The following is a 16,878-nucleotide window of genomic DNA, read 5'->3' as shown; positions in this document are numbered from 1 at the left end:
CCCGATTTGCACGAAAAATGCACAAAAACTACCTGCGTTGCCTTATAACAGCGCAGGGAAATCCCGCCTCCGGCCTTGTGCCACACCGCGCTTTACCTGGTCTGTGGTAAAAACCGGTCTGCTTTGCATCCTGATGCTTAAAACACCCCGTTCAGATCAACCTTTGGGCAGATAGCCCCGCAAAAGGCCTGTAAATTGCACGGTTATTCCGGGTGAGTATAGGTGTGATTTGGGTTCCGGCATTGCGCAATAAAGGGGAGAAAGACATGAGCATCACGGCGTTATCAGCATCATTTCCTGAGGGGAATATCGCCATCCGCTTGTCGCTGCAACATCCTTCACTGTTTTATACCGTGGTTGAACAATCTTCGGTGGCGATTTCGCTGACCGATCCGCAGGGGCGCATTTGTTATGCCAATCCTGCATTCTGCCGCCAGACGGGTTTTGCACTTGAGACACTTTTGGGCGAGAACCACCGTCTGCTGGCCAGCCAGCAGACGCCGAAACATATCTATGACGAAATGTGGCGCACTTTGTTGCAGGGCAAACCCTGGAGCGGGCAGCTGATCAACCGGCGCAATAACCGTTCGCTTTATCTGGCGGATGTCACTATCACGCCTGTTTTAGGCGCGGACGGGCAGGTGGAGCATTACCTCGGCATGCACAAAGATATCAGCGAGAAATACGCACTGGAGCAGCGATTGCGCAACCACATCACCTTGTTCACGGAAGTGCTGAACAACATTCCTGCTGCTGTGGTGGTGGTGGATGAGCAAGACAATGTGGTGATGGACAATCTGGCCTACAAAACCCTGTGCGCTGACTGCGGCGGAAAAGAGTTACTGGCCGAAATGGGCTATCCGCAACTCAAAGATGTGCTGAGCAGCGGCGAACCGGTGCCGGTTTCCATGCGCCGTAACGTACGCTGGTTTTCTTTCGGCCAGTGGTCATTGCAGGGCGTCAATGAAGAGGCCAGCCGCTTTTTTACCGGCATTAAAGCACCGGGAAAACTGATTGTTCTCACCGACTGCACCGATCAGCATCACCGCCAGCAGCAGGGGTATCTTGACCGGCTCAAGCAAAAACTTACCAACGGCAAATTGCTGGCAGCCATCCGCGAATCGCTCGATGCCGCGCTTACCCAGCTTAACGGGCCAATCAATATGCTGGCGGCTGCGCGTCGTCTTAACGGCGAAGAAGGCAACAACATGGCGCTGGAATTCGCCTGGCGCGAAGGTGAGCAGGCGGTGAGTCGCTTACAGGCCTGCCGTCCTTCGCTGGATTTTGAGCCGCAGGCAGAATGGCCGGTCAGTGAATTCTTCGACGATCTGAGCGCGCTGTACGACAGCCATTTTCTCAGTGACGGTGAGTTGCGTTACGTGGTCATGCCATCTGATCTGCACGCTGTCGGGCAACGAACGCAAATCCTTACCGCGCTGAGCTTATGGATTGATCACACGCTGTCACAGGCGCAGGCCATGCCGTCTCTGAAGCTCTCGGTGAACATTGTTGCGAAGCAGGATGCGAGCTGGTTGTGCTTTGACATTACCGATAATGTGCCGCGTGAACGGGTGCGTTATGCCCGCCCGGAAGCGGCGTTTTCCCGTCCGGGGAATGGTATGGAGCTGCGCCTTATCCAGACGCTGATCGCCCATCATCGCGGTTCTTTAGATCTCTCGGTCTGCCCTGATGGCGGCACCTTGCTGACGTTACGCCTGCCGGTACAGCAGGTTCTCACCGGAGGCTTAAAATGACCCAGTTACCTACCGCGGGCCCGGTTGTCCGGCGCTTTGATATGTCTGCCCAGTTTACGGCGCTTTATCGCATCAGCGTGGCGCTGAGTCAGGAAAGCAACACCGAGCGCGCGCTTGCGGCGATCCTCGAAGTGCTGCACGATCATGCATTTATGCAATACGGCATGGTGTGTCTGTTTGATAAAGAACGCAATGCACTCTTTGTGGAATCCCTGCACGGCATCGACGGCGAAAGGAAAAAAGAGACCCGCCATGTCCGTTACCGCATGGGGGAAGGCGTGATCGGCGCGGTGATGAGCCAGCGTCAGGCGCTGGTGTTACCGCGCATTTCAGACGATCAGCGTTTTCTCGACCGCCTGAATATTTACGATTACAGCCTGCCGCTGATTGGCGTGCCGATTCCCAGTACGGATAATCAGCCTGCGGGTGTGCTGGTGGCACAGCCGATGGCGTTGCACGAAGACCGGCTGACTGCCAGTACGCGGTTTTTAGAAATGGTTGCCAATCTTATCAGCCAGCCACTGCGTTCCTCCACGCCCCCGGAATCATTGCCTGCTCAAACGCCGGTCCGGTGCAGTGTTCCGCGCCAGTTTGGTTTCGAGCAGATGGTCGGGAAAAGTCAGGCGATGCGCCAGACGATGGACATTTTACGGCAGGTTTCCAAATGGGATACCACGGTTCTGGTACGTGGTGAAAGCGGCACCGGCAAGGAACTTATCGCCAATGCCATTCATTACAATTCACCCCGTGCGGCCGCGCCATTTGTGAAATTCAACTGCGCCGCGCTGCCGGATAACCTGCTGGAAAGCGAACTGTTCGGCCATGAAAAAGGGGCCTTTACCGGCGCTATCCGTACCCGTAAAGGCCGCTTTGAACTGGCGGACGGGGGCACGTTATTCCTCGATGAAATCGGCGAATCGAGTGCGTCGTTTCAGGCCAAACTGCTGCGCATTTTGCAGGAAGGTGAAATGGAACGGGTCGGCGGCGATACCACGCTGAAAGTCGATGTGCGCATTATTGCTGCCACCAACCGTAATCTTGAGGAGGAAGTGCGTGCCGGGAATTTTCGCGAAGATCTGTATTATCGCCTGAACGTGATGCCGGTTTCGCTGCCTGCACTGCGTGAAAGGCTGGATGATATCGCCGATCTGGCGCCGTTTCTGGTCAAAAAGATTGCGCTGCGTCAGGGGCGGGAACTGCGCATCAGCGACGGCGCGGTGCGTCTGCTGATGACCTACGGCTGGCCAGGCAACGTGCGTGAACTGGAAAACTGTCTCGAACGGGCGTCGGTAATGACCGATGAAGGGCTGATCGACCGCGACGTGATCCTGTTCAATCACCACGAATCCCCGACGCTGTCCGTCAAATCCGGCCTGCCGCTGGCGACAGATGAAAGCTGGCTGGATCAGGAACTCGACGAACGCCAGCGGGTGATTGCCGCACTGGAGAAAACCGGCTGGGTGCAGGCCAAAGCGGCTCGACTGCTGGGCATGACACCGCGCCAGATTGCCTACCGTATCCAGATTATGGACATCAACATGCACCGTATCTGAGCTGACATCCTCACACGGTGGTGTGCCGGCCTTGTTGCTTTTGAAACAATGTCGGCACAACGCCCTGAACCTGACAAAAAAAACGCGCATGCATTAGTTGTAATGTTCTAATAAATAACAATTTTTATCATTTTCCCGGCGGTATAACTTTTGCAAATATTCAGAACCTTCTGCTGATTAAGGTTTACCGCTATGACATCCTGTCCTTCCTCTGCGGGTTGCTCCGGCCAAAGCCCGTCCCGTGTAAATGAACAACTGGCCCGTAAAGCGGCGCAACATCCGTGTTATTCCGTCAGCGGGCATCACCGCTTTGCCCGTATGCACCTGGCCGTCGCCCCTGCCTGTAATCTGCAATGCCATTACTGCAACCGCAAATATGATTGCAGTAACGAATCACGTCCGGGTGTCGTGTCGGAATTGTTGCTTCCCGAGCAGGCTGTCGCCAAAGCCCGTCAGGTGGCGGCGGCGATCCCGCAACTTTCCGTGGTCGGTATTGCCGGACCTGGCGATCCGCTGGCCAATATTGGTCGTACGTTCCAGACCCTCGAACTGCTGCGCCAGCAATTGCCGGATCTCAAATTGTGTCTTTCCACCAATGGCCTGATGTTGCCGGATGTGGTGGACCGGCTGGTGGATATAGGTGTGGATCACGTGACAGTGACCATGAATGCGCTTGATGCGGCAGTCGCCGAAAAAATCTATGCCTGGCTGTGCTATGAAGGTGAGCGTTATACCGGGCGGATGGCGGCAGACTTACTGATCGAACGGCAGGCTGAAGGCATCAGAAAGCTGATTGAAAAAGGTGTATTGGTTAAAATCAATTCGGTGCTGATCCCGGGGATTAACGACCAGCATATGCAGGCGGTCAGCCAGCAGGCGGGCGAATGGGGCGCGTTTTTGCATAACATCATGCCGCTGATTTCACGTCCGGAACATGGCACCGTTTTCGGGCTGAACGGGCAGGAGGAACCGGATGCCGATATGGTGGCCTCGGTGCGAAAATCCTGCGGTATTTCGATGCCGCAGATGACGCACTGCCATCAGTGCCGCGCAGACGCCATCGGCATGCTGGGTGAGGACCGCAATGCGGCTTTCCCGCTGGCATCCTTGCCGGTTAACCCACCGCCTTACTTACCGGTGCTGCATCAGCGCGCACAGCTTCACGCAAGTATTGTATCGCAGGGCGAATCCGAAGAAGCGGACGCCTGTCTGGTGGCGGTCGCAACGTCACAGGGGCAGGCTGTTGATCAGCATTTCGGTCACGCCGATCGTTTTACGCTGTACAGCCTGTCGGCGGCAGGTGTGATGCAGGTTGGGCAGCGTTTTACGCCACGCTATTGCGGCTCGCCGGATGACTGCGAGCCGGAAGATGCGGCGCAGAACATGGATGCATTGCTGGAACTGCTGGCAGATGTCAAAGCGGTATTCTGTGCCCGCATTGGCCTGACGCCGTGGAAACGTCTGGAAGCGGCGGGCATTGAGCCGCAGGTGGACGGCGCCTGGCAGCCGGTAGAAACCGTGCTGGCGCAATGGTGGCAGCAACGAAAGCTGGCCGGGGGTGAAATCAGCATTCGCGGGGTGGCGTAATGAACGGCGCGCAGGGGTGGTTAAGCCGGTTGCTGTCACTGCACCTGACCGGACGCTCACGTTTTCCGCCACAGATGGGGCTGGGAGACATCGCCTGGCAGGCTTTACTGCAACATACCGGACGCGCTGCGCCTGTGCTTTCAACGTTACAACTCGAGCAGCAAAAACTGCTCGGGTTGTTACAGCAGGCACGCACCTGTGAGCGGGAACAACTGGCGCAGTGGCTCGCACAGTCACTGGTGCCGGAGGCCGCGCCGATGCATGAACTGATCGCCACAGCATCGATGGGGTTTGACCATCTGTGGCAGGATCTGGGACTGGATTCCCGCGCTGAACTGCGCGACCTGATGACCGATTGCTTTCCCGAACTGGTCAGGATGAATCACCAGAACATGCGCTGGAAAAAGTTCTTCTACCGCCAGCAATGCCTGCAGTCGCTGGGAGAAATCGTCTGCCGTTCACCAAGCTGTAATGAATGTTGCGAATGGAACACCTGTTTTGCGCCGGAAGATTAGGCGCAGCGCCTCAGGTTCTGCGTATTTCATCCGCAATGACCAGAGATAATATGCGAAAACCGGATACCCGCCGACAGAACAAAACCAGCCAGACGGCTAATGCCAGTCACTTAAGGAAATGAGGCCCGTGAATTTGGGCCTTCGATGAAGAAAAATAGCGCTATAAGCCTGATTCCTTCATTATCCTTTGAAGCACAAAAATGAATTTGTATTCATAAAAATGCTTAAGTGACCAGCATTAAGCCAGACGGCTGGTTTTATATTTTTTGCAGAGGTGCCATCACCGGAGGGTCAAAGCACTGCTTGTTTAAGCTTATCAAGCCAAGTGTCAATACGCTCTTCTGTCAGGTCGTATTGATTTTCCTGATCCAGTGGCAGGCCGACAAACTCATTGTTTTCCAGCAGTGCAGCGGAAAACGAGAATTTATAGCCTTCACGCGGCCAGTTACCGACAACACAGGCGCCACGCTCAATGACGAGGTCATAGAGGATCCGCATTGCGCTAACAAAATTTTTGGAATAGTTAAGCTGATCGCCCAGCCCAAACAATGCCACCGTCTTACCGCTCAGATCAGCTTCAGACAGCGTGTTGGTGAACTCCTGCCAGGAGTCGTACTGACTGCCTGCATCCACACCAGGTAGCTCCCCATCGCCCAGTGTTGGCGTACCTAACAGCAAGACCGGGTAGGATAAAAACTGTTCGCGGGTTGCGCGCCGGACATCCAGGGGCGCGTCGGCAATCCCGTCTAGTTTCTGGTGTATAAGCTTCGCAACTTTTCTTGTTTGTCCGGTATCAGACCCAAAAAAAATACCGATGGTAGCCATAATCATCTCCTGATATATCTCATGTTTATTAAAAGATTAGTGCCATGACGACTCGCCGTTTTCTCTCAGGATGACGCGAGTTTTTTATAGCCTTCAAGTCTTTCGCGTGCATCGTCTTCGGTCTTTTTAAACAGAGACTCGGCAAATTCCGGATACAGCTTTTTCAATGACGAGTAGCGCACTTCGCCTGCCAGAAACGCCTGGAAATCCTCTTCAGGTTCCTCAGAATCGAGAATGAACGGGTTTTTACCGGCCTCTTTCAGTTGCGGGTGATAACGGTAATTAGCCCAATATCCTGCCTCGACAGCGCGCCTGGCTTCACGCTGACTGCATCCCATACCGATACGCAAACCGTGGTTGATGCAGGCCGCGTAAGCTATAATGAGGGAAGGTCCCGGATACGCCTCGGCTTCGGCAATTGCCCGCAATGTCTGATTTTTGTCGGCCCCCATTGCGATTTGTGCGACATACACGTAGCCGTAACTCATCGCCATCATGCCCAGATCTTTCTTTCGGGTTTTCTTGCCGCTGGCAGCGAATTGCGCAATGGCTGCCGCTGGCGTCGATTTAGACGACTGACCGCCCGTGTTGGAATAGACCTCGGTATCAAATACCAGAACATTGACGTCCTTACCCGATGCCAGCACATGATCCAACCCTCCGAAGCCGATATCGTAGGCCCAGCCGTCACCGCCAAATATCCAGTGAGAACGCTTCGCCAGATAATCGCGGTGGGCATAGATACTGTCGGTGTGCGGATTTTTCCCTGGTGTCTGCGAAGCCAGAAGTGCCACTACTTTTTCAGCCCGCTCACGGGTGCCTTCGCCCTGATCTTTATTTGCCAGCCAGTCACTCAGACAGGCTGACAGTTCTGCATCCAGTGGCGCATCCGGCGCATTGTCGAGCGCCGCTTTAACCTGTGTGGCGAGGGTATCGCGAATCGCATCCACACCCAGCAGCATGCCAAGGCCAAACTCGGCGTTATCTTCAAAAAGTGAGTTGGCCCAGGTCGGCCCTTGCCCTTTGTGGTTAGTGGTATAAGGAATAGAAGGTGCGCTCGCGCCCCAGATCGATGAACATCCGGTCGCATTGGCAATCATCATTCTGTCGCCAAATAACTGAGTCACCAGTTTGGCGTAAGGCGTTTCACCGCAACCCCCGCAGGCGCCGGAGAACTCCAGCAGAGGCTGTTCAAACTGGCTGCCTTTCACGGTGAATTTATTTTGCGGATTGGCTTTGGGTGTCAGGCTGAGCGCATATTCCCACAGCTCAATTTCGTGTTCCTGCGATTCCAGCGGTTGCATCGACAGCGCCTTGCCTTTGACCGGGCAGACATCCGCACAGTTACCGCAACCGGAGCAATCGAGCGGAGAAACGGCGAGGCGGTACCAGGCATCTTCTGTTGTTCCGCTGGCCAGTTTGGCGCTGAACCCTGCCGGTGCGTTTTGCCTCTCTTCTTCAGAAATCAGGACAGGGCGGATAGCCGCATGCGGGCAGATAAAGGCACATTGGTTACATTGGGTACATTTGTCCGTCTGCCACACAGGCACGTTAATCGCCACCCCGCGTTTTTCATATGCCGACGTGCCGGACGGGAAGGTGCCGTCCTCGATGCCATCAAAAATGCTGACTGGCAACGAATCCCCTTCCTGACGGTTCATCGGGATCAGAATATCTTTAATAAATGCAGGCAGCATCTTGTGTGGCACCACGTTGTCCTCAAGGTGCTTCCACGCCTGCGGCACGCTGATTTTCACCACCGATTCAATGCCGCTGTCCACCGCAAGATTGTTCATATCGACAACTTTCTGACCTTTATTACCGTACGCATGCTCAATACTTTGTTTCAGGTATTCCACTGCGCGGGCCTGGGGAATGATGTCTGCCAGTTTGAAGAAAGCCGATTGCATGATCATATTAAAGCGCCCGCCCAGCCCCAGTTTCTGGGCTATTCCTACGGCATTGACGATATAAAACTGAATATCGTATGCCGCGATATAGCGCTTCATGGCAACGGGCAGTTTTTCGTCCAGCTCCGCAACATCCCAGCTACAGTTTAGCAGGAAGGTTCCACCCGGTTTCAGCCCTGCCAGCAGGTGATATTTGTTAACGTAGGATTGTTGTGAGCATGAAATAAAATCAGCTTTATCGATTAAATACGGGGATTTGATCGGGCTATGACCAAAGCGCAGATGCGACATCGTGACGCCGCCGGACTTTTTAGAGTCATAAGCAAAATAGGCCTGCGCATACATATCGGTTTTGTCGCCGATAATTTTGATGGCACTTTTATTGGCCCCGACGGTCCCGTCTGAACCCAGTCCCCAGAATTTACAGGCGGTCGTTTCGCTGGCTGAGGTATCAAGATCACGACCTGAGAGCGGCAATGAGGTAAAGGTGACATCGTCGTTGATCCCCACCGTAAAGCCATCGCGCGGACGTTCAGAAAGCAGGTTATCGAAGATAGAAATAATATGAGAAGGCAGAATATCTTTACCGCCCAGCGCGTAGCGGCCACCGACAATCACCGGGCGCCAGTCGCTGTTATAAAACGCACTTTTCACGTCGAGATACAGCGGTTCCGCCAGTGAACCCGGCTCTTTAGTCCGGTCGAGAACGGCAATATTACTGACACTTTTCGGAATGTATTTAAAGAAATGCTTCAGGGAAAAAGGTCGGTAAAGGTGCACGGTCAGCACGCCGACTTTCTCTCCGCTGGCATTAAGGTAATCCACCGTTTCCTGAATGGTTTCACACACCGACCCCATCGCGATAATCATCCGGCCAGCATCCGGCGCACCGTAATAGTTGAACAGGTGGTACTCGCGGCCGGTGAGCTTACTGATTTTGGCCATGTATGACTCCACCATTTCCGGCAGAGCCATATAGAATTTATTCGACGCTTCACGCTCCTGGAAATAAATATCCGGGTTTTGCGCCGTACCGCGTACGACGGGATGGTCCGGATGTAACGCATTCTGACGAAAACGCGTAACAGCATCCCAGTCCAGCAACGCGGCCAGTTCTTCATAATCGAGAACTTCGATTTTCTGAATTTCGTGAGAGGTACGGAAACCATCAAAGAAGTTGATAAACGGGATACGTCCTTTGATGGCGGTCAGATGTGCCACCGCCGCCAGATCCATCACCTGCTGGACGCTGCTTTCCGCCAGCATGGCGCAACCGGTCTGGCGAACAGCCATGACATCCTGGTGATCCCCAAAGATATTTAACGAGTTGGTTGCCAGAGCACGCGCACTGACATGAAAAACGGCAGGCAGCAGTTCACCGGCAATCTTGTACATGTTAGGCGTCATTAACAACAACCCCTGCGAAGCGGTATAAGTGGTGGCCAATGCGCCGGCTTGCAAGGCACCGTGTATCGCCCCGGCAGCGCCAGACTCGGACTGCATCTCCATGACTGTTACGGTTTGACCAAACAGGTTTTTTTTACCCTGTGCGGCCCATTCATCGACACTTTCTGCCATCGGAGTTGACGGTGTAATAGGATAAATCGCGGTAACATCCGTGAAGGCATAAGACACATAGGCTGCCGCCGTATTCCCGTCCATGGTTTTCATTTTTCTCGGCATGACTCACTCTCCAGCTTGATGTTGCTCAATTCAAGGTTTGGAAAGGAACAAGCATGGGACATGCCATACGGGATATTTACATTAATGCATTGAATTAAATGAAGTAATTTTGGGTGTCTATCAGGAGGGTTTGTCGGAATTGAATGTTTCGCCACACATTTCTTAGCAACTTGTCGCTACACTGACATTATCCGCTCCGATTTAGGAACTTATCCACCCAGGTTTTCAGACTGTAGTCAAGCTGATGTCTTTTTATGCCTGAAATTCAGCCCGGCAAAATATGGCCGGTACGGTTTTTCTCAGCGGGGTTTTAGAAATCCAGCTCAAGTGCAAAACACAGGTAGGACATCAGCGGCGCGCAATGCCTGAACTGCTGTGCGCAAAAATCCATAACATCCGGCTTGCACAGATCCTCAAACGCAATGCTTTTAACCGAGATAAAATCTTTGCGTTTTGATTCCGCTAACAACAGAATCTGTTGCTAACATTACTGAAGATCCTCAGAGGTATCGCTTCAACGTATACCTTTCAGATCGTAGTTTGATGTTGCGTGAAAGGCTTGATGTAGAAGGTGAGTATCGTGTGCTCTACGATTTTGACGGCACGAATATTGAGATACTGCTTTTTGTTAGTATGAAACAAGATTTTGGGAAGTTGCTTTACCGTTATAACATTCTGAAATAATGCTCAATGCCCGGTTATACCGGGCTTTTTTATGTCTGCTTTAAGGGAGCGGGTCAAAGGTCCGACATTACTAACTGAGCCTTGTATCTAATCCTAGGGGCAGGTCAGCAAGACGCCATTCTTTATTGGCATTGGCGTGTGCCGGGCAGCAATTAACATTAGCTGATAATATGCAGTATTTGAGGCAAATCGCCTTCTTATGTAGAAACGTTCAGTATCATCATCGCGGCAGCCCATCACTCCGCTGCATGCCGGATTATTCATCCATTTTTACGACACAATTCCGCCCCTGCCGCTTGGCTTGATATAAAGCAATATCTGCGCGCTCCACCAAGGATCTCAGTTCCTCATTGCCTTGGGTCTCTGCAATTCCACAGCTTATGGTGATCGGTATGGTTTTGCTTCCTGAGATTAACGGTGATTGTGCAATGTGCTCGGACAGGGTTCGCATACGCGCCACAGCTTGTTCACCGTTGCATTCCGGCATCAACACCAGAAATTCATCCCCCCCCCAGCGACACATGCCGTCGGTGTACCGCAGAGATGTTTGTATCAGCCTGGCGATGTGCCCAATGGCCAGATCGCCAATGCTATGACCGTGAAGATCGTTGATGGGTTTAAAATAATCTATGTCGATTATCGTCAAGCTCGCCAGCTTGCCCTGTTGCAACATATTTGAACGCATACGCAGGAAATGATGTTCAAATGCCTGGCGGTTCATGACTCCGGTGAGCTTATCTTTGGTGGCCATTTGCTCCAGCCGGCGCTGATATCCGCCGATGGTCAGCCATAGCAGTAATAAAAACAGCACACTGACCACAATGCCGATGCTGAGGTTCTTCAGTAGCGTGATGAAAAGCACCTTTTCCAGAGGATGATTGCTTTGTTCTACCATCAAATACCAATCGAACTCGGGTAATAAACGAGTATTGAGTAGCACTTGCTGCCCCTGGACCTGATACCGGTAGCTTCCGCCGGGAACAGTAAGAATAGCGGTAGTCAGTGGACCTAATCCTGGTTGCTGCCTGATATTCGCTGCTCGTTGGAAGGATTGACCATGCAGGACTACTTGTCCGCTTTTATCTACAAAGTAGATAGTCCGGCTATAACGCTGCTCATATTTTTCAATCAGCACCTTAATCTTTTCCACTGAAATACCAATACCAGTAACGCCGATAAAGTCACCTTTATAGTCATTGACCTTATGGTTAACGAATACATCAAGATGGGTATGATCCTCTGGATCTGGACGGACATCAATCGAATAGGGTTTGTCCACGGGCAGCGCTTTAACTAGGAAGAACCAACGGTCCCGTAGACTCTCTTCAGAGACTGTTTCGAGGATGCGTTTGGGGTCATAGTAACGGTAGGTTTTATCAGAAACGAAATAGGAAAAAATAGTATCGAAACGATGGTCTATTTCGTTGAGGTAACGAATCATTGCATCAGGATCCTGTTCATGATTTAGAACCCAATCACGAACAAAAGTATCGTGAGCCATCAAAGATGCAATAAGAATGGGTTTCAACAGATCTTGCTGAATTTCTGAATAGACATTATCGCTGGTTAGAGGCAGGATATTTTCTTCAATTTCATTATTTAGGGATTGCCGAGCGACTTCGTAACTGCTCCAGCTGATGAGCATAAAAGCGGTTAATAGCATGAAAGTAAATAAAATAATGACCCGTGTTTTCGTCAACCAATAAGGGCTGTTCATTCAATTTCCCTAAAATGTCTTTTAATGGCAAACATGGTAAATGCACTTTGTCTAGGCAGCTAAGCCGGGCCTGTTACTCTTATTAGTTAGTGACCCTTTTGAACCTAAATGATCTCATCTGTGCTCCCTCGTGCCAATAATTCTAGCCGTTTCGCGATCCCGTGATCCGTTACGGCGCAGCAATATTATTACGAATTTCGTTCTACTGAGCGACAGACTCCTGTATAGCATTTATTTATGCACCGTATTGGAGGCTGAGGGCCAATGATGTAAAAAAACACGCTAAAAGTTTAATTCATTGTTTATCTTGAAATTTAATGCTCCTAACTCGCCCGTAAAAATATCTTCCGGTAATTAAAACATATAATGCACCCCCCAGCATAACCCGTGGTGTAAGTCGTTGCCAGCAGGCTGGTTCCGACGGTGTAGAGAAAATTCCAATCTAGTCCCATCAGGACTAATGTAATGGCAAATATCCCACACAAGACATCCGAAACAGCCAGAGCAATATAGGTAAGCATAAGAAGCAGACCCGTCAGCTTATTTTTAATGACACCGAACAGGTCGATCAGTTTTCCTGTGCAAAACGACGTTACAAACCGGCTCAGTATATAGAGTTGGATCTCGGCGGCGATTTGTGACAAGTCGAAACCGTAATGCTTCATTGCGATGGGCGTCGTCGTCAGGCCCAGCACCATTATTCCAATTCCTGATGCACCGAAAAAAGTGCGTAGAATTAAAACAGGTGTGCTTCCACATCTATCGAGAATTGCCCAAAGGCATAGTGTATTGACAATAGATATACAATCTTATAATGTATATCTATTGTCAATACAGGAATATAAAAAATGCGTGACGCTGCGATTAATTTGCGTGCTTTGCCGGAACAACGTGATCTCATAGATCAAGCTGCCAGCCTATTAGGTAAAAACCGATCTGATTTTATGTTGGAAGTAGCGTGTGAGCGCGCACAGGCTATTCTGCTCGACCAAGTTTTTTTCCAGTTAGATACTGAGAAATTTCATGAATTCACAGCGATGCTTGACGCACCTCAAAATGCATATCAAGGTCTGGAACGTCTGATGGCAGTTAAAGCGCCTTGGGCATGAGTTTACAATTGTCTGCTCCTGAGCCACTTACAACTGCACATATCCTTGACGCTTTCGGTTGTGGGGAAACAACGTTAGATGAATGGTTAAAACGGCGCGCTCTGACAAACCACTTAAACGGTGCAAGTCGTACTTTTGTTGTCACGGCTCACGATAAAAGTGTTGTTGGTTATTATGCACTCGCAGCCGGTGCTGTGTCGCACAGGGAAGCGGCAGGATCTGTTCGGCGTAATATGCCTGATCCTATTCCGGTCATAGTATTGGGAAGACTGGCGGTCGACCTTCGCACTCAAGGAGTAAAGTTAGGTTCATCATTGCTACAGGATGCCGTTCTTCGAGTTCGCTCAATTGTTGAAAACACAGGGGTCAGAGCATTGCTCGTACATGCACTTCATGAACCGGCTAAACAATTTTATGAACACTACGGTTTTACATCATCGCCAATTAATCCGATGACATTAATGCTACGCCTTTAGCGTTTCCAAAGACCATGAAGCACAGCATGTGATGAAATCGAAAAACATTAAATATGAAGTAATACTTCATAATGATGAAGTGTGATTTTTGTTATTTTGTATTATTATGATCTAGAGTGCTTTTTTCCATGATATCGGTCATCGCACCTTCATGCGCCTGAAGATTACGGATATAACGCATTAATGTTTCAGGTTTTTTCCATGTCCCTTCCTGCATGATCTGAGCGACAGCATAGCCACGTCCCGCCATATCCTGTGCAGCGCCTACGCGGGCACTGTGACCAGTCCAGGCCGTATAGCGCCCTTTGTTTGGAATTATAGGTTCACCTGCTCCAATCGTAAGCCAGGCCTGTGCGAAAATTGATTCAATCGCAGGCGTGCTCAGCGGACGGGTGACTGAAAGAGTTGCACTCCCAGAGCGGTGCACCGGACAAAAGAGGAAGGCGTCAGGTTCAGCATTGATACCAGACACCGACATCCACTCAGTTAGCCGGCGGGAGGACTGCGAACTTAGGGACTTGATCAGGCCGCCAGTTTGAACAATAGTTTTGGTGTAACTCACATTAAGGATGATCCTGCCATCTGTTGCCCGGGAGATATCACGAACACGGAGACGGGCTAATTCACTGATACGCAGCAGCGTGCTGTAAGCGACATGCAGAAATGCCAAATCACGTTTATGGCGAAGCGATATCGAGTCAGACCAGAGCGCATCAAGCTCAAGCAGATCTTCAAGACGAAAGGGTACGGCCTGGCCAGTACGTTCACCCGTGACAACTGCAACACGATTTATTTTCTTCACTGCGCGGAAAACCAGCGGTGAAGTATTAGGGGGGATTAGGCCAGCGTTACGGTGTAACATTGAAATCAATGATCCATGCGTCGCAATCGTTGAAGAAGCGCGACCGCTCTCTTGCAGCCAGTTCAGATAATCGCGAAGGTCGGCCGGAAGCATGGGCAAAAACGAGCGGTTATTTTCAATCGACCATCTGTGGCAGATCCGCATAACACTCATCAGCTGTCGCCAGGTATTAGGTGAAAACGCCTCTTTGTCTTGAACAAATTCCTTAAGCCTCGCCAGAACATCCTCTTCAGCCTGGATAGCAGGTAGTGTCTGGTTGGTTGGTGACAATTTACCCATATATAGCTTAAAAAGCGAACTCCCGGTCACTGACAACGCTACGTGGATTCTGAGAAAGATGCAGGGGATTTCCCTTGCAGATTTCACGTAGCAAAACCTGCAAGGTCATAATAACTACTGGATAGATTATCAGCTACTGTAGCGAATAGCTAACTTTATATAAGTCCCATTATATAAAGTTATAAATATTATCTTGGAAACTTACAGTCTGGGTCATAAGTTAACAGGGTGAACATTATATCAAAAGGTGTACTTGATTAGGTACAAGTGCTATAGTTGTACGCGTGATATATATGACAGGAAGGTAAAAAATGCATTCATTAACGTTTACTGATGCCCGTAAGCATTTTGCTGAGACAATGCAGCAGGTTAGCGACAATGCCGAGCCCGTGCGTATTCTGCGACGTGATGCTCCTGATGTTGTACTGATTGACGCCGCCGAATATGACGCTATTTTAGAAACACTATATTTATTCAGCAATCCTGCGAACGCTGCACATATTAACGCATCGCTGGCTGAGTTAGATCGCGGTGACACTGTCGAAATTGAAGTATGAAAACGCGATTCACTAAGAGAGGGGCAGCCGATTATCAATACTGGCAGGGAAGTAACGCCAAAATATTCGAGCGCATCCGTATACTGATACATGCGATTCATGCCGACCCACTGGGCGGTATTGGTAAGCCAGAGCGGTTGCGCCATTATAAAAATCCGGCACTTTATTCCCGGCGCATAGACAGAGAACACCGACTTGTTTACAGCATGGTAAATGATGAATTAACTATAATTGCCTGCCGGTATCATTATGACGATGTTTAGCCAAGAGTCTAACGTCTGGTGATGTAAAAACCATTCTTAATGAAATTAATACTCGATTGAGTAAAGTCATATTACAAGTTATAAATTTAACATAAATAGCATTATACGAACTTAACTTATTTATTTTACAGGTGCGGCATTAAAGTGTAAACAGAACCACGTAAAGTTAGCCGTACGCTTTACACACCGCCTCATCATAACCCGATGATAAAAAACCATTTGTGATGATACAGCTCATCTAAACTTTGGGTTAATGCCATACTAGACCTCTCCCACGGATTTCATGCTCACTGAATGAAGGAGCGAACTGTATTGAATGCATCCTCCAGCGATTCGGACCGCTATCTCCTCCGCCTGAGAGGTATGAAACGCCCTGTTACGACTCTGGTTATATTGGCTACAGCGTTTGTCTGTCTGTTGATATTGGTCCTCGCCGGCGCATTTATTTCTGTATCCCGCACAGCGCAACTGGGCGATGCTGAAGTGGCCAACACGAATATTGCCCGAATGATCGCTGTACAGATGGAATCCACCCTCAAAACCGCAAGTGTTGCGTTGACCGATCTTTCGGAACGTCTGGAAGTCGACGGTACCGGTGCACACGAACTCGGCCGGCTGCAGGCTCACCTGGTTGAAACAGCCAAGGCCAACTCCGAACTACACGGATTATTTGCCTAAATACGCCACAAGTCGTCCAGCATCGTTCCATTGTGTTTGTCACCTAAATTTTAAAGTATCTATGTTAATTAAGTTGCCTCAGATCACACGAGGGCGTACCTCTAGCCAATAGAATGAATATTCTTGAAAAATTTATTAGGGATATATATGCGTCTGCTAACTAAGAGTGAAGTTGAAAATATCTCTGGCGGCAACAATGGCAACGTTCCATCATCCGGCATGACGGGTGGTGGTGGCGTTGTTGCTGGCAGTTATGGTGGACTAGGAGGAATGATTGTGAGTGGGATGGGAGGGCTGATTGAAGTGGTCAACAAAAACTGGCCACAGTTTTAGAGTTTTTCCAGAACAATCGCTCTGACTCATTGGGTGTTAAGCCACCGTTATATTGGTGGCGTCTGAGCTGGCTGTAATAACCAATGATGTAAT

The 16,878-nt window shown here is 50.3% G+C and carries 15 protein-coding genes; 10 read left to right on the top strand and 5 right to left on the bottom strand.

Translation table 11 applies throughout. The features are described from left to right. The first annotated feature begins 266 nt into the window (after window positions 1–266). The 4 genes from nifL (at window position 267) to AACU55_RS10850 (ending at window position 5,409) form a co-directional block, all read left to right on the top strand. A complete protein-coding gene (nifL, locus tag AACU55_RS10865; protein ID WP_134707035.1) occupies window positions 267–1,754 on the top strand; it encodes a nitrogen fixation negative regulator NifL in 1,488 nt (495 codons plus the stop codon). Then, complete coding sequence (gene nifA / locus AACU55_RS10860; protein WP_134707018.1) at window positions 1,751–3,307, top strand: nif-specific transcriptional activator NifA; 1,557 nt, start codon at window positions 1,751–1,753, stop codon at window positions 3,305–3,307. Before nifL ends, nifA begins: the two co-directional genes overlap by 4 nt. Before the next feature lie 192 nt (window positions 3,308–3,499). Beyond that, window positions 3,500–4,894 carry a nitrogenase cofactor biosynthesis protein NifB gene (gene nifB, locus AACU55_RS10855; RefSeq protein ID WP_134707017.1) on the top strand — a complete coding sequence of 465 codons (1,395 nt, stop codon included), beginning with the start codon at window positions 3,500–3,502 and terminating at the stop codon, window positions 4,892–4,894. After that, window positions 4,894–5,409, top strand: a complete 516-nt coding sequence (locus tag AACU55_RS10850; RefSeq protein WP_134707016.1) for a nitrogen fixation protein NifQ — start codon at window positions 4,894–4,896, stop codon at window positions 5,407–5,409. The genes nifB and AACU55_RS10850 overlap by 1 nt, the downstream gene beginning before the upstream one ends. A gap of 291 nt (window positions 5,410–5,700) precedes the next feature. On the opposite strand, the gene AACU55_RS10845 is transcribed toward AACU55_RS10850, so the two are convergent. The 4 genes from AACU55_RS10845 to AACU55_RS10830 all read right to left on the bottom strand — a co-directional run bounded on the left by AACU55_RS10845 (window position 5,701) and on the right by AACU55_RS10830 (window position 12,926). Beyond that, window positions 5,701–6,234: a flavodoxin gene (locus AACU55_RS10845; protein WP_014683039.1), complete on the bottom strand. Its 534-nt coding sequence runs from the start codon at window positions 6,232–6,234 to the stop codon at window positions 5,701–5,703. A 65-nt stretch (window positions 6,235–6,299) separates the two neighbouring features. Continuing rightward, window positions 6,300–9,827 carry a pyruvate:ferredoxin (flavodoxin) oxidoreductase gene (nifJ, locus tag AACU55_RS10840; RefSeq protein ID WP_134707015.1) on the bottom strand — a complete coding sequence of 1,176 codons (3,528 nt, stop codon included), beginning with the start codon at window positions 9,825–9,827 and terminating at the stop codon, window positions 6,300–6,302. Window positions 9,828–10,767: 940 nt separating this feature from the next. Continuing rightward, window positions 10,768–12,228 carry a sensor domain-containing diguanylate cyclase gene (locus tag AACU55_RS10835; RefSeq protein ID WP_014683042.1) on the bottom strand — a complete coding sequence of 487 codons (1,461 nt, stop codon included), beginning with the start codon at window positions 12,226–12,228 and terminating at the stop codon, window positions 10,768–10,770. Window positions 12,229–12,551: 323 nt separating this feature from the next. Continuing rightward, complete coding sequence (locus AACU55_RS10830) at window positions 12,552–12,926, bottom strand: MFS transporter (RefSeq protein WP_134707013.1); 375 nt, start codon at window positions 12,924–12,926, stop codon at window positions 12,552–12,554. A gap of 150 nt (window positions 12,927–13,076) precedes the next feature. Between AACU55_RS10830 and AACU55_RS10825 the strand changes: the two genes are divergently transcribed. Both AACU55_RS10825 and AACU55_RS10820 read left to right on the top strand, forming a co-directional pair. Further along, window positions 13,077–13,337 carry a type II toxin-antitoxin system TacA family antitoxin gene (locus tag AACU55_RS10825; protein WP_134707012.1) on the top strand — a complete coding sequence of 87 codons (261 nt, stop codon included), beginning with the start codon at window positions 13,077–13,079 and terminating at the stop codon, window positions 13,335–13,337. Beyond that, complete coding sequence (locus AACU55_RS10820; protein ID WP_014683045.1) at window positions 13,334–13,813, top strand: GNAT family N-acetyltransferase; 480 nt, start codon at window positions 13,334–13,336, stop codon at window positions 13,811–13,813. Before AACU55_RS10825 ends, AACU55_RS10820 begins: the two co-directional genes overlap by 4 nt. A 91-nt stretch (window positions 13,814–13,904) precedes the next feature. Here AACU55_RS10820 and AACU55_RS10815 read toward each other — a convergent pair whose 3' ends face one another. Then, on the bottom strand, window positions 13,905–14,954 hold the full coding sequence (locus tag AACU55_RS10815; protein ID WP_134707011.1) for a tyrosine-type recombinase/integrase: 1,050 nt from the start codon (window positions 14,952–14,954) through the stop codon (window positions 13,905–13,907). A 311-nt stretch (window positions 14,955–15,265) separates the two neighbouring features. Between AACU55_RS10815 and AACU55_RS10810 the strand changes: the two genes are divergently transcribed. The 4 genes from AACU55_RS10810 (at window position 15,266) to AACU55_RS10795 (ending at window position 16,785) form a co-directional block, all read left to right on the top strand. Continuing rightward, window positions 15,266–15,511 (top strand): type II toxin-antitoxin system Phd/YefM family antitoxin, encoded by a 246-nt coding sequence (locus tag AACU55_RS10810; RefSeq protein WP_013578405.1) that lies wholly within the window; start codon window positions 15,266–15,268, stop codon window positions 15,509–15,511. Then, a complete protein-coding gene (locus AACU55_RS10805) occupies window positions 15,508–15,774 on the top strand; it encodes a Txe/YoeB family addiction module toxin (protein WP_013578404.1) in 267 nt (88 codons plus the stop codon). Before AACU55_RS10810 ends, AACU55_RS10805 begins: the two co-directional genes overlap by 4 nt. Before the next feature lie 312 nt (window positions 15,775–16,086). Further along, the gene (locus AACU55_RS10800) at window positions 16,087–16,452 is read left to right on the top strand and encodes a hypothetical protein (RefSeq protein WP_240785697.1); all 366 of its coding nucleotides are present in this window, start codon (window positions 16,087–16,089) and stop codon (window positions 16,450–16,452) included. Window positions 16,453–16,575: 123 nt separating this feature from the next. Beyond that, window positions 16,576–16,785 (top strand): hypothetical protein, encoded by a 210-nt coding sequence (locus AACU55_RS10795; RefSeq protein ID WP_240785696.1) that lies wholly within the window; start codon window positions 16,576–16,578, stop codon window positions 16,783–16,785. Window positions 16,786–16,878: the final 93 nt, after the last annotated feature.

Origin of the sequence: Rahnella sp. CJA17(1/100) (genome assembly GCF_963881615.1) — a bacterium.
GTDB classification, from domain to species: Bacteria; Pseudomonadota; Gammaproteobacteria; order Enterobacterales; family Enterobacteriaceae; genus Rahnella; species Rahnella aceris.
The sequence above is the reverse complement of the archived record's forward strand: the minus strand, read 5'-3'. Positions and strand labels throughout refer to the sequence as shown.